This is a genomic window from Aminobacter sp. P4_D5, assembly GCF_056401815.1.
The window spans coordinates 14,622-27,591 of the sequence record NZ_JBFUIP010000021.1; the positions used below are offsets into that span (position 1 = coordinate 14,622).

14 protein-coding genes and 1 other RNA gene are annotated in these 12,970 nt (G+C 62.4%); 2 read left to right on the plus strand and 13 right to left on the minus strand.

Going from position 1 to position 12,970, the window contains the following annotated elements; all coding sequences use genetic code 11:
* From AC1DWF_RS07255 to mraZ, 6 genes are read right to left on the minus strand one after another with little or no spacing between them, the layout of a single operon-like run.
* Positions 1 to 1,434 carry a UDP-N-acetylmuramoylalanyl-D-glutamyl-2,6-diaminopimelate--D-alanyl-D-alanine ligase gene (locus tag AC1DWF_RS07255; RefSeq protein WP_476782050.1) on the minus strand — a complete coding sequence of 478 codons (1,434 nt, stop codon included), beginning with the start codon at positions 1,432 to 1,434 and terminating at the stop codon, positions 1 to 3.
* Positions 1,431 to 2,885 carry a UDP-N-acetylmuramoyl-L-alanyl-D-glutamate--2,6-diaminopimelate ligase gene (locus AC1DWF_RS07260; RefSeq protein ID WP_476788498.1) on the minus strand — a complete coding sequence of 485 codons (1,455 nt, stop codon included), beginning with the start codon at positions 2,883 to 2,885 and terminating at the stop codon, positions 1,431 to 1,433. Before AC1DWF_RS07260 ends, AC1DWF_RS07255 begins: the two co-directional genes overlap by 4 nt.
* A gap of 54 nt (positions 2,886 to 2,939) precedes the next feature.
* The gene (locus AC1DWF_RS07265; protein WP_476788499.1) at positions 2,940 to 4,658 is read right to left on the minus strand and encodes a peptidoglycan D,D-transpeptidase FtsI family protein; all 1,719 of its coding nucleotides are present in this window, start codon (positions 4,656 to 4,658) and stop codon (positions 2,940 to 2,942) included.
* On the minus strand, positions 4,655 to 5,029 hold the full coding sequence (ftsL, locus tag AC1DWF_RS07270) for a cell division protein FtsL (RefSeq protein WP_476782053.1): 375 nt from the start codon (positions 5,027 to 5,029) through the stop codon (positions 4,655 to 4,657). Before ftsL ends, AC1DWF_RS07265 begins: the two co-directional genes overlap by 4 nt.
* Before the next feature lie 4 nt (positions 5,030 to 5,033).
* Positions 5,034 to 6,044: a 16S rRNA (cytosine(1402)-N(4))-methyltransferase RsmH gene (rsmH, locus tag AC1DWF_RS07275; protein WP_476782054.1), complete on the minus strand. Its 1,011-nt coding sequence runs from the start codon at positions 6,042 to 6,044 to the stop codon at positions 5,034 to 5,036.
* Complete coding sequence (gene mraZ / locus AC1DWF_RS07280; protein WP_476782055.1) at positions 6,041 to 6,499, minus strand: division/cell wall cluster transcriptional repressor MraZ; 459 nt, start codon at positions 6,497 to 6,499, stop codon at positions 6,041 to 6,043. Before mraZ ends, rsmH begins: the two co-directional genes overlap by 4 nt.
* A gap of 391 nt (positions 6,500 to 6,890) precedes the next feature.
* Between mraZ and AC1DWF_RS07285 the strand changes: the two genes are divergently transcribed.
* Positions 6,891 to 8,006: a cystathionine gamma-lyase gene (locus AC1DWF_RS07285; protein ID WP_476782056.1), complete on the plus strand. Its 1,116-nt coding sequence runs from the start codon at positions 6,891 to 6,893 to the stop codon at positions 8,004 to 8,006.
* Positions 8,007 to 8,010: 4 nt separating this feature from the next.
* On the opposite strand, the gene AC1DWF_RS07290 is transcribed toward AC1DWF_RS07285, so the two are convergent.
* From AC1DWF_RS07290 to AC1DWF_RS07315, 6 genes are all read right to left on the minus strand, one after another.
* Positions 8,011 to 8,367 carry a type II toxin-antitoxin system RelE/ParE family toxin gene (locus AC1DWF_RS07290; protein WP_476782057.1) on the minus strand — a complete coding sequence of 119 codons (357 nt, stop codon included), beginning with the start codon at positions 8,365 to 8,367 and terminating at the stop codon, positions 8,011 to 8,013.
* Positions 8,297 to 8,578, minus strand: coding sequence for a type II toxin-antitoxin system ParD family antitoxin (locus tag AC1DWF_RS07295; RefSeq protein ID WP_476782058.1), 282 nt, complete (start codon positions 8,576 to 8,578; stop codon positions 8,297 to 8,299). The genes AC1DWF_RS07290 and AC1DWF_RS07295 overlap by 71 nt, the downstream gene beginning before the upstream one ends.
* Before the next feature lie 147 nt (positions 8,579 to 8,725).
* Positions 8,726 to 9,122: RNase P RNA component class A (gene rnpB / locus AC1DWF_RS07300), an RNA gene on the minus strand.
* A 78-nt stretch (positions 9,123 to 9,200) separates the two neighbouring features.
* Entirely contained in the window at positions 9,201 to 9,848 is a 648-nt protein-coding gene (locus tag AC1DWF_RS07305) for a lytic transglycosylase domain-containing protein (RefSeq protein ID WP_476782059.1), read from the minus strand.
* 200 nt (positions 9,849 to 10,048) lie between these two features.
* Positions 10,049 to 10,813, minus strand: coding sequence for a peptidoglycan recognition protein family protein (locus AC1DWF_RS07310; RefSeq protein ID WP_476782060.1), 765 nt, complete (start codon positions 10,811 to 10,813; stop codon positions 10,049 to 10,051).
* On the minus strand, positions 10,810 to 11,529 hold the full coding sequence (locus AC1DWF_RS07315; protein WP_476788500.1) for a TerB family tellurite resistance protein: 720 nt from the start codon (positions 11,527 to 11,529) through the stop codon (positions 10,810 to 10,812). Before AC1DWF_RS07315 ends, AC1DWF_RS07310 begins: the two co-directional genes overlap by 4 nt.
* Before the next feature lie 148 nt (positions 11,530 to 11,677).
* Between AC1DWF_RS07315 and AC1DWF_RS07320 the strand changes: the two genes are divergently transcribed.
* The gene (locus AC1DWF_RS07320) at positions 11,678 to 12,580 is read left to right on the plus strand and encodes a DMT family transporter (protein ID WP_476788501.1); all 903 of its coding nucleotides are present in this window, start codon (positions 11,678 to 11,680) and stop codon (positions 12,578 to 12,580) included.
* Between the two features lie 52 nt (positions 12,581 to 12,632).
* On the opposite strand, the gene AC1DWF_RS07325 is transcribed toward AC1DWF_RS07320, so the two are convergent.
* On the minus strand, positions 12,633 to 12,923 hold the full coding sequence (locus tag AC1DWF_RS07325) for a hypothetical protein (RefSeq protein WP_476782063.1): 291 nt from the start codon (positions 12,921 to 12,923) through the stop codon (positions 12,633 to 12,635).
* Positions 12,924 to 12,970: the final 47 nt, after the last annotated feature.

Sequence of the window (12,970 nt, forward strand, 5' to 3'; positions counted from 1 at the left end):
TCAGGTCGGTGTTGTGTTGCCGGCCTGCGCCGGGAATGTCTTGATGAGCGCGTCAACCAGCCGGTTGAAGCCAATGCCCTTTGATGACTTGATCATGACGGCGTCGCCGGGCTGAAGCGTCTTGAAGAGGACGGATTTCAGCTCTTCGACACCGGTGCGATACTCCGCCCTGAACCCCTCGGGCAGCGTATCGGCAAGTGCCTTCATTTCCGGCCCGGCCATCAAAACCATGTCGGTCCTTGTTGAACCGATAAGCTCGGCAAGCGCTGCATGCAACTTGGCCGAATGGCTGCCAAGCTCCAGCATGTCGCCAAGGACGGCGATGCGTCGGCCGGCACCATAGATCGGTGTTGCGTCGAGCAGTTCGATCGCCGCCTTCATCGAAGCCGGATTGGCGTTGTAACTTTCATCGATCAGCGTGACCGGCCCATTCGGAAGCTGCAGGATATGGCGCTGCCCGCGCCCGCTCTCTGCCGTCATGGACGCAAGCGCTGTGGCAACAGTCGGAACGTCGGCGCCACAGAGATGGGCGGCACCCAGCACGGCGAGCGCGTTCTGGACGATGTGGCGCCCCGGTGCGCCGATGCGGGCCGGAACATCGCGGCCGCCGATGCGCGCGACGATCATCGAATGATCGGCCTCCAGCGTGCATTTGAGCAGGCGGAAGTTGGCGCGGGCGTTTTCGCCATAGCTCATGACATTGTCGATGCCGGAGGCGCGGGCGAATTTTTCGAGCAGCTTGAAGCGGCCGTCGTCGCGGTTGAGCAGCACCGCCCCGCCCGGTTCGACGCCTTCGAATATCTCAGCCTTGGCCCTGGCGATCTCGTCGAGACTGCGGAAGAAACCGAGATGAGCGGCAGCGATCAGCGTCAGCACCGCGATATGCGGGCGCACCATGCGCACCAGCGGGCTGATCTCGCCGGGATGGTTCATGCCGATCTCGAAGACGGCGTACTCGCAATCCTCGGGCATGCGCGCCAGCGTCAGCGGCACGCCCCAGTGATTGTTGAACGAGGCGGCCGACGCATGCACCTTGCCGACGGACGACAAGGCGTGGCGCAGCGCTTCCTTGGTCGAGGTCTTGCCGACCGAACCGGTGACGGCGATGATGCGCGCCCGCGAACGGGCACGCGCCGCAATGCCCACCTTTTCAAGTGCCGCGAGCACGTCGGGCACAACGATCATCGGCGCGCTCAGCCGACCGAGCGCCGGCAGCTTGCCTTCGGCAACGACTAGAAGGCCAGCACCGGCCTTAATGGCGGCGGTGGCGAAGTCGTGGCCGTCCATCGCATCGCCCTTGATGGCGAAAAACGCTTCGCCGGGCTTCAGGCTGCGGCTGTCGATGGAAATTCCAGTGACACCTTCGGGCATCTGGCCGAGCGGGCGACCATCTGTTGCCTCAACGAGAGCGTCGGAGGTCCACAGAAGGCTCATGCCGTTGCTCCGGCAAGCGCCTTGCGGACTTCCTCATGGTCGGAGAAATGCAGCGTTTCGCTGCCGATGGTCTGCCCCACTTCGTGCCCCTTGCCGGCAACGATCAGCGTGTCGCCCGCATGCAGCATGCCGACGGCTTCCTGGATGGCCTGGCGGCGGTCACTGATCTCGACAGCACCCGGTGCCGCGCCCATGATCGCCGCGCGGATGGTTGCAGGCAACTCCGAGCGCGGATTGTCGTCGGTGACGATGGTGATATCGGCCAGACGGGCGGCGATTTCGCCCATGATCGGGCGCTTGCCCCTGTCACGGTCGCCACCACAGCCAAACACGACAATGACGCGGCCCGTGGTGAACGGCCGGACGGCTGCCAGCACGTTTTCCAGCGCGTCAGGCTTGTGGGCATAATCGACATAGACCGGCGCGCCGTTCGCCTTGGTGCCGACGAGATCGAGACGGCCGGGCGCACCTTCGAGATGCTCAAGCGCTGCAAGCGCCTTGGCGGTATCGGTACCAGTGGCAATCGCTAGGCCGGCTGCGACGAGCGAGTTGGAAACCTGGAAATCGCCGGCCAATGGCAGGTCGATCTCATAGATCACCCCACCGCATTCGATTTCGGCGCGCTGCCGGTGGCGTTCGTGCTCGACCCGCTTGAGGGCGAGGAACTGGCCGCTACGGCCGACCGTCAGCACGTTGAGACCCGCGGCACGCGCGGCATTGATGGTCGGCTCAGACCACGGATCGTCGGCGAAGATGACAGCTGGCGCGCCCTTGGGCAGGAGCGTGTCGAACAGGCGCAGCTTGGCGCGGTGATAATCCTCGACCGTCGGATGGTAGTCCATGTGGTCGCGACCGAGATTGGTGAAGCCGCCGGCTGCCAGGCGCACGCCGTCGAGGCGCCGCTGGTCGAGGCCGTGGCTCGACGCCTCCATCGAGGCATGGGTCACGCCTGAATCGGCGAGTTCGGCAAGAAGCTTGTGCAGCGCCACCGGGTCCGGCGTCGTCAGCTGGCCATATTCGTCGCGCCCGGGCGCAACGACGCCCGTCGTGCCGATGCTGGCGGCGGCATAACCGGCATGCTTCCATATCTGGCGGGTGAAGGCTGCGACCGAAGTCTTGCCACTGGTGCCGGTGACGGCAACCATGGTCTCGGGCTGGCGGCCGTAGAACTTGGCCGCTGTGAGCGCCAATGCCTGGCGCGGATCGTCGACCGAAATAACTGGCACGCCAACCGAAGCAAGGTCGGCACCTTTGGCGGCCACGACAGCCACCGCGCCGCGCTTGGCCGCGTCGCCGGCATAAGCCGCGCCATCGGCCTTGCTGCCCGAAACGGCAAAGAAGACGGTTCCGGCACTCACCTGCCGTGAATCCGAAGAAACCCCGCTCACCTCGACATCTCTGGGCAGAACCCCATCGACGGGCAGGATACCGGCAAGGTCAAATAGTTTCATCGAGTTCCGTTCGCTACATACAAAGTGGCGCGCCACCACGGCGCGCCGCAAGAATCAAGGATAGGAGGCCAGCGTTGCCCCAACTTCTTGGCCGAATTCTGGCTTGACGCCAAGCAGTGGTGCCGAGCGCCGGATAATGTTGGCGACCATCGGCGCTGCGGTGAAGCCGGCTGTGGCCGAACGGGTCGAGCCTTCCTTTTTCGGCTCGTCGATAATGGTCAGCACCAAATACTGCGGATCGTCCATCGGGAAGGCTGCGATGAAGGCGTTGAAGTTCTTTTCGTTCGAATAGCGCCCGTTGACAACCTTTTCAGCCGTACCGGTCTTGCCGCCGACGCGATAGCCGGGAACCGTAGCGCGCTTGCCGGAACCGCCTGGCGCCGTGGCGTTCAGGTTGTACAGATAGCGCATGTCTTCGCTGGTCTTTTCGCTTACCACCTGCCTTGAGACAGCGATTGCCTCTTCCAAGGTTCGCGGCAGGAAGGTCGGCGTCATGTAGCGGCCGCCATTCATCAACGCAACCGCCCCGGCCGCCGTCTGCAGCGGCGTTGTCGAGAATCCGTGTCCAAACGCCGCGGTGATCGAGTGCACCTTCTTCCAGACCTTCGGTTCGGTGGGACGTGCGGATTCAGGAAGCTCGGTCTGCAGGCGGTCGAGCAGACCCAGGCGCTTGAGGAATTCGCGGTGTCCCTCGATACCGACGACGTCAGCCTCTTTGGCCGACCCGATGTTGGACGAAAAGATGAACACTTCCGGGACCGTCAGCACGCGACCCTTGCCATGGAAGTCACGGATGGTCTGGCGACCAATGGTAATCGGACGGCTGGCATCGACGGTGCTGTTGAGCGACATCTTGCCCGAATCCAGCGCCATCGCGGTGGTGAAGCTCTTGATGGTCGAGCCCATCTCGAACAGGCCCGCCGACATGCGGTTCATCCGGTCCTTGTCTTGAGCGTTGAATGGATTATTGGGATCGAAATCGGGCACCGAGCCCATGGCCAGGATTTCGCCGGTCTTGACGTTGATCACCACCGCACCGGCCGCCAGCGCTCTATGCTGTTCCATCGCCGACTGGATCTCGTCGCGCACGATGTGCTGGACGCGCAGGTCGATGGAAAGCTTGACCGGCTTGAGGTCCTTGGCGATCGCCAGCCCCGAAGCCTGCAGGTCGGCAAGCCCCTGGTCGTCTATGTATTTTTCGAGGCCGGAAATGCCCTTGTTGTCGATGTTGGTCAGGCCGACGATGTACGATGTCGTCTCGCCGCTGGGGTAGAAGCGGCGCTTTTCGGTCCGGAAACCGATGCCCGGAATGCCGAGCTGCATGATCTCGGCCTGCTGCTTGGGGGTCAGCTGGCGCTTGAGCCAGACAAAGCCGGTGCCGCTCTTGAGCTTGAGATAGGTCTGTTCGACCTCGATATCGGGCAGCACGGTCGACAGCTTCTCGATCGCCTCGTCGGCGTCGACGATGCGACGTGGCTCGGCAAACAGCGAAGCCGTCTTGATGTCGGTGGCAAGCACCTCGCCATTGCGGTCGACGATGTCGGGACGCGAGGCGGTGACACGCGATTCAGGCCCGCCCGACATTTCAGGGTCCAGCATGCCGAGATAGACGAGGCGTCCGGCAATCGTCGCATAGATGCCGAAAAACACCGCCATGGTCATGACGACGCGGTTGCGTGTGCGCCCGCCATTCGCCTTGCGCGCGCTGTCGACGACGATCGACGTGTCCTTGCCTTCGCTATTGCCGCGTTTTTTGCCGAACCAGCCGATCATCGGGCAATCCCTCCAGTCACGGTCTGGTCCTGGGCGGCTTCGGCAACACCGCCGAAACGCTCTCGGGTGATGTCTTCGATCGACAGCGGCCGCACAGGCAGGTCGTTGAGACCGACGATCTGGCGGGCATCCAATGGCTGAAGCTTGAGCTCGGACTCGTAGGCCCGCGAAAGTTTTTGCAGGCGCGAAGGCTGGGTGAGCAGGCTCCAGTCGGCCTTCAAAAGGTCGATCGTGTCTTCCTCGAAGCGGATCTGCGCCTCGATCTTGTTGACGGCCTTGAGCTGGTTTTCAGCCTCGTCCTTGGTCTTGTAGGTGAATGCCGCGGCGCCAACCATGACGGCGATCAGCACGATGTCACTGGTGCGGAACATTGGCTCACCTTTCTCCCGACTGACTGACGTCGGGAAGTTTCGGAAGTCCGAAAATGGAAAAGTCCTCGCCGCGTGGCGCAGCAGCGGTGCGCACGGCCGCCCGCAGCTTGGCCGAGCGCGAACGCGGGTTGATGGCCGTCTCGGCGTCGCTTGGCCCGACCGCACCGCCCGCCTTGTCGAAAGTCGTGACGATGGTTTCGAGTTCGGGCATGTAGCGCGAGCGCGACGGGCTGGACGACCGGTCAGTGATGAAACGCTTGACGATCCTGTCTTCCAGCGAATGGAAGGTGACGACGACAAGCCGCCCGCCGGGCTTGAGCGCACGTTCGGCTGCAAACAGCGCGCGCGCCAGCTCGCCAAGCTCGTCGTTGACGTAAATGCGCAGCGCCTGGAACACCCGCGTCGCCGGATGGATCTTGTCCTTGGGCGCGCGGCCGATATGGGTCTCGATGGCGTCGGCCAGATCGAGCGTGCGTTCGAACGGACGCTTTTCGCGGCGGCTTTCGATCATGCGGGCAATGCGCCCGGCATGGCGCTCTTCACCGAGGAAACCAAAGATGCGCGCCAGATCGCCCGTCTTGAAGCGATTGACGATATCGGCGGCACTGGCGCCGGCCTTGGCCATGCGCATGTCGAGCGGACCGTCGGTACGGAACGAGAAGCCCCGCTCGGCCTGGTCAAGCTGCATGGAGGATACGCCAATGTCGAGCACGACGCCGTCTGCCAGTTCGACATGTTCGTCGAGGCTGGAGAACGGCGCCTGCACCAGCCGCAGCTTGCCGCCCGATTGCGCTTCAAGTTCGCGCCCGGCAGCAATGGCGTCCGGATCGCGGTCGATCGCCACCACCGACGCACCAGTTGCCAGGATGGCCTTGGTGTAGCCGCCAGCGCCGAACGTCCCATCGACGATCACGTCGCCCGGCTGCGGATTGAGCGCAGTCAAGACCTCGGCGAGGAGAACCGGGATGTGGCGGGCCCGGCCGCCCTCGTGGTCATCGCCGTGAGTCGCCATCATTCCGGTCGCTCCCCAGGCTTCGTCCCCTGCCGAAGCTTCAAGAGCCGCGTCCGGACTTCCGCGCCATGGGCGCGCAGCCGCTCGGGCTCCCACATCTGAAAAAACTGTCCACGCCCGACAAAGGCCACGTCCGTGCTGATCCCGGTATGCTCGCGCAGGAAATCCGAGACCGAGATGCGCCCGTCCTGATCGAGCTTCAGGAAGGTGCTGTCGCCATGGATGAAAAAGGACATATCGTCCGCCGTCTGCAGGAACGGATCTTCTTGCGCGATGCGCTGTTCGTAGCGGTCGAGCAGGTCGAGACCGCCGACATCCAGCGCGGGAACATCGAGCGCCCTCAGCGCATAGAGTTCCGTGTAGCCGCGCTTCTGCAATACGGCACGGAAATGCGCCGGAACGGAGACCCGTCCCTTCGCATCGATCCTGTTGACCGCATTTGACAGAAACCGATCCATCGTCTGATCCGGCCACTTTCGCGGCCGCGCCCCTCATCGTCGTCCGCGCCCCAATGGCCCGGCGCAATCCCAGACTGCCTCCGTCGATCGACAACGCATCGCCACCCGAAGCCGCCGCGGCTACCGGATCAGCGAACGCCTCACCCTCTACTGGAACGAAATCATGGTTACCGATTTGGGATAACATGGGGTGATATGGGCGTCAACGGGAACAGGGTACACTCGGACACCACGACCAGCCTTTTGGGCCCTTTCGCGGCGTCCCGTTTTTTATGATCCATTAAGGCTAACGAAGGGTTATCAACTGGCCCAGCGCGCCCAGCACCCTTGCCCGGGTGCTTCAGTCGCCTTAGCGTCGCCGTGAAGGTCCCTGCCCGGAAAGCCAGAAACCATGACGAACGCATCCAACTCCCGCGCCGCCTCGCTCGCCCACCTGCGCAGTGCCAGGCTTTCCGTCGGCGACCCCATCCCCTTGCCCTTGACGATGGCGGCGATTTTTCATGCACCGGGCGATGCCACGGGCTTTAACCAGTACGGCCGCTTCTCCAATCCGACATGGGATGCGGTGGAAGAGATGCTGGGGCATCTGGAAGACGCGCCATGCATGGCGTTTCCGTCGGGCATGGGCGCGATCTCGGCGGTGTTTTTCGCCCTGCTCAAATCAGGCGAGCGCATTCTTCTGCCGTCCGACGGCTACCACACCACCAGGATCCTGGCGGACCGCTTCCTCGGTGCCTTTGGAGTGACCTGCGACGTCAGGCCGACTTCATCGCTTCTCGACGGCGGTTTCGACGGCTATCGCCTCGTCTTTGTCGAAAGCCCATCCAACCCGACGCTCGACATCTGCGACATCGCCGCCGTTGCCGAGGCCGTGCACAAGGCCGGCGGCCTGCTTGTCGTCGACAACACCACCATGACGCCCTTTGGCCAGCGCCCGCTCGATCTCGGCGCCGACATCGTCGTTGCCGCCGACACCAAGGCACCCAATGGTCACTCAGACGTGCTCTTCGGCCACGTCGCCAGCCGCAACGCCGAAATCATCACCGCGGTCGCCGACTGGCGCCAGACAGCAGGTGGCATACCCGGCCCATTCGAGGCCTGGCTTGTCCATCGCGGCCTCGAAACGCTAGAACTGCGCTTCGACCGCATGTGCTCCTCGGCCGAGATCATCGCCCCGCGCCTGAAGGCTCACCCGGCGGTCCGCTCGATCCGTTTCCCCGGCCTGGAGGGCGATCCGTCGCACAATCTGGCGCGTGCCCAGATGGAACGCTTCGGCTTTCTCATCAGCTTCGTGGTGGCTTCGGAAGACAAGGCGGAGGATTTCATCAACGGCTGCGAACTGGTGCATGCAGCGACATCGTTTGGCGGCGTCCACACCGTTGCCGAGCGGCGCACGCGCCGCGGCGATGCCGTGCCGCCAGGTTTTGTCAGGCTTTCAGTCGGCTGCGAACCGGTTGAGGAACTGTGGCAGGCGATCAAGGCGTCGCTGGACAGGATCGTCGCTTGAACGCCTACGAAGCGACGTCGTCGCCTGTGATGTTGCGCCGGCCGTGCAGGACCCGGAGGATGACCACCTCCCTGTCGATGAGTCGGTAGAAGGTGATGTATTCGCCCTCAACTACATGCCGCACGCCTGACGACACGTCTTCACGCGAGGCACCTGAATAGGGCTGGGTCGCGAGCAGTTCCCACCGGTCTGCGAGGCGTCGTATGAGGCGAAGTGCTGCGGATGGGCTATGCTGATATGGTCGCCGATCGCCTCTACATCGGCCATGGCCTGAGGCGTCAGCCGATAGCTCATCGGCCGCCTTCACGTTTTTCGAGATCCTCATACTTGGCTGTAAGGCGCGCCATGAAACTGGCACCATCCTCACCAGGTCCGCTGTCGATGCCTTCCTGAATCAGCGCGCGTAATTCCTCGACGGTGTAGCCAAAAAGGTCGCGGCGCTCTTTCCACAGCCGCAATGCGTCGCGGATCACTTCGCTTGCGGAGGCATATTCACCCGCATCGACCGCACCATCGACGGCGGCGGCGAGTTCGGGCGAAAGCGTGATGCTGCGTTTGTCGACATGGCCCATGGCTGCGGCTCTTGTTTGCAAGATGGTACGATCAAATCGTACCATCTTCAAGAATGCAGCAAGCGCGTCTATTGCCGCGTAATCCCCGCGCCTTGAATCAAGACGCGCAAAGATCGCCGCAAGACACTGAAGACATGGGCAAAAGGCAGCGCCAGCTGGCCTATAAGCCGGGTTCTGTATGGCCCCCGCGCCTTGCGGTGCGGGAACGTGGCGACCATTCATCTTGGACGCATGTTGCCATGCGCCTCACGCAACCTACCCGGGCGGTGAGCCGGAAACAGCCCTGAGGGTTGCCCCTCATACCACCCCTATTCGGTTTTGCTCCCGGTGGGGTTTACCGTGCCGCTCCTGTTGCCAGTCGCGCGGTGGGCTCTTACCCCACCCTTTCACCCTTACCGCGGAAACCGCGGCGGTTTGCTTTCTGTGGCACTTTCCCTGGGGTCGCCCCCGCCGGCCATTAACCGGCACCGTGTATCCATGGAGCCCGGACTTTCCTCACCCACCACCTTTCGGCAATTGCAGGTGCGGCCGCCCGGCCAGCTGGCAAGGCGTATAGAATGGTTCGCAAGGCAAAAGGCAAACGAAAACATTCGCCTCCCTGGGAACCATTCTGTCGCGTGCGTTAACGACCGATACGAGCCTGCACTTTCTTGCAATAGGCGGCAGATGTCGGGTTCATGCGCTTGGCGCCATGACCGGCATTGTATTTGAGGATCGTGCCGCAGGTCGTGCCACCGCTAAGCTCATGGGCCTTGGCGAGGTACTTCATGCCGAACTTGATGTTGGTCTCGGGGTTGAAGAGACCTTTTGCCGAACCGGAATAGCCCATCATGCGTGCGGTCGCCGGCTTGATCTGCATCAGGCCAATTTCGCCAGCCCGGCCAGTCGTGTTCGGACGATAATTGCTTTCGACGCTGATCACAGCATGGGCAAGCGAGACTGGAACGCCATAGGACGAGGCATAGCGCGCGACGATATCACCGTAAGGCGCACTTGTCTTGGTGGCCTTGGCAGCTTTCTCCGCCTGGTCCTTCACGGTCTTGGCACCCTTGGCGCCGATCGATGCGGTCTTGAAGTCGTCGACGGCAGCTTCTTTCTTGGAGCTGCTGCAGAAGAGATAGGGGCAATCATCGGCAGCCTTGTTCATTTTGGCTTTTGTGGTGGCTTCGATGATCGCCTTGGAGGCCATCACAGCACCCTCTTGGGCGTGAGCGGCAAAAGAAGTTAGGCCGGCGGCTAATGCCACCGCAACAACGGTCAGATTCTTCATATTATCCTTGTTCTCGAATAGGCCGCGCGAAAACAACGCGCAGCATCCCTTCCTGACGCCGGGGGCCCTCTTCGGGGCATTGGCAGGATTTATCCGGCGCCTTGCACAAAGATGCATTTGCGGGGGGAACTGGAGCGAAAAATGACCAGCCAAGTCACAAAGCGTGACAAGTTGTAATCTTGGCGAATCAGCTACCTGAGCTAGTCAAGACTTCCCTGAAGCGATGAAAGCAGTCGGCGCAAGGTCGAAAATGTCGAGGCATCCGCCATGCCATTGACGCAGCTTGTGCGGAAATGTCGTTGAAAAGCTTGGATAGTTACCGCTGTTTGGGCATCGAAACGGCCTGTGATCTCGACGCCGTAGCCATAGAGCGCCAGCATCGACTGCAGCTCCTCCACGGCGGAACCGGTATCGCCCGGTTGCAATATCGTGTGCCCATTACGCGGCGTCGGTGCGACCCAATGACCTACGCCGGCTTCATGCAGCATCTTCCAGGAAAACCTCTCGCCTGGGTCAACTTTGCGTCCCAAGGCGACATCCGAGTGCGCCAGAACACGTTCGGGCGACACATCATGGCGCTCGATGATGCCGAGACAGAGCGCAATCACGGCTTCCATCTGGCGCATGGGAAAGGAGCGATAACCAAGCGCGTGGCCSGGATTGACGATCTCGATGCCGACCGAACAGGAGTTTATGTCGGACTGGCCGCGCCAGGAGCTCTTGCCGGCATGCCAGGCGCGGTCGCCTTCGCGCACCATCTGCACGATGCGACCATCCTCATGCACCAGATAGTGCGATGATACCTCGCTCACCGGGTTGCACAGCCAGGCTTCGGCGCCCTCGCCTGTTGCCATGCCGGTGTAGTGCAGCACGATCATGTCAGGTGTCATCCCGTCTTTCCGCTGCCCGAAATTAGGCGAAAGCCGTACCTCGGCATGCGGGTGGTCGGGCTGAAAACCGCTCATGCGTGCCGCAATCCCCTTTCGATCATTTCGTAGGCCGCGTTGATCGCAGCTATGCGCGTCGTGGCGATCCTGATGAACTCCTCCGGCAAGCCACGCGCAATCAGCTTATCGGGATGGTTGCTGGCGACAAGCTTGCGATAGTGCTTGCGCACATCTTCAAACGACCTGCCGCGCTCGATGCCGAGCACGCGATAGGGGTCAGCCTCGCCAAGGTCGAGGTGGCGCGCCAGGATCGTCTGGTAGTGCGCTTCTTCGATGCGGAATATCTCGGACACGCGGTGCAGGAAGGTGCTCTCGCGCTGGTGCAGCATTCCATCCGCCTTGGCGATATGGAACAAACCGTCGAGAATATCCTCGAGCATGCCGCAGTTCGTGTGCCCCGAGCCGCACAGCCGCGCCATGCGCTCGGCATAGAACTCGAAGCCGGCGGCATCCTTCTGGGCGATATCATAGAGACGCGCTACATCCCGCGCGTGCTCGGGCGGAACGGCAAAAATCTCGTAGAAGGCGCGAACCTCGTCCTGGGACACCACGCCGTCGGCTTTGGCCATCTTGGCCGACAGCGCGATCATCGCCACCGAAAAGGCAACGCGGCGGCGCAGCTCGGCATCGCCTGAAAAGATGGTGCGGACAGCCTCCACGACATCGGCGACGCCGTTTGCCGCCGAAGCCGAGATACGCGCGATGAAGTCGCCGAGACGGTCCCAAATCGACATGGCCGCTTCTTAGGATGAAACATTCGCAAATGCGAGATGACTTTGCGCATAAGGGTAACTTTGTCGGCAACACGTGCATCTGGACCAAAAAACTGGACCAAAGGAAAGTGCACGACGAAAAAGCAAAGTCCCGCTATCGAATTGCGCCATGGACGCGCGCAACACCACCCACCCGGCAAAGACGCTTTCCCGCGAAACCATCGGCCTTGCCCTTGGCACGCTCGGCGTTGTCATCTTCGGCGGCACCTTGCCGGCGACTCGCGTTGCGCTGACGACATTTTCGCCGTGGTTCGTAACGAATGGCCGCGCCGCGGTCGCCTCGCTTGCCGCCGCACTGCTGCTTGTGATCCTGCGCAAGCGCCTTCCCAGGGGCGATGCGCCGGCATTGTTCCTCGCCGGCCTGCTTCTGGTGTTCGGCTTTCCGATCTTCTCCTCCATCGCCATGCAGACTGTGCCGGCCTCGCATGGCGGCGTCGTGCTCGGCGTGCTACCTCTGGTGACCAGCATCTTCGCTGCACTGATCGGTGGTGAGCGGCCCTCGGTATTCTTCTGGATCTGCGGTGTCGCAGGCGCTGCCCTGGTTGTGGCCTTTGCCATGCGCGACAATGGTATGAGCCTGACAACCGGCGACATGTTCTTGTTCCTCGCGGCGCTTTCCGCAAGCCTGGGTTATGTCGTGTCAGGCAAGCTGTCGCGCCACATGCCCGGCTGGGAGGTCATCTGCTGGTCCCTGATCCTCACCGCGCCGATCTCGATCCCTGGAGCGATCTTGAGCTGGCATCCGGAATTCGCAAGTGCCTCGGGCGCCGCGACTTTCTCGTTCCTGTATCTGAGCTTCGGCTCGATGTTCCTTGGCTTCTTTGCCTGGAATGTCGGGCTTGGAATGGGCGGCATTGCCCGCGTCAGCCAGGTTCAGCTGCTGCAATCCTTCGTCACGCTCGCCATCTCGGCCTTCCTGCTGAAGGAGCATGTCAGCGGCGAAACCGTGTTTTTCGCGCTCGCCGTCATCGCCATCGTCGCATTGGGCCGACGTGCCCGCGTCGCGCGCTGACCCAAAGAAAAAGGCCGGAGACTGAGCCCCGGCCTTTCCTCCTCCCGCTAACCTACTGCGCGGGCGCCGCCGGCTCTGCCGGCTTCGGCTGCATCGCATCGTGGTTCTGCATGTCGCCGCCCGTGCCTGTTTCAGGCGTCGGCGTAATGCCTTGGGTCGTCGAATTGTCGGTTGCCGGCGGCGCGGCCTGAGGCGTTGCGGGCGCCGGGGTGGCTGGCGCCGGCTGCTCGGTAACAGGCGGCTTCACGCTCTCGGTGGTGGTGCTGTCGGTGTTGCTGTCGCTGCAGGCGGCAATGCCAAATAGAGCGATGGCAGAAACAGACGCGAGAATGAGCTTTTTCATAACAATTTCCTTTCCAAAACGACCCGCAAGCGGGCTGTCGGAGGGAA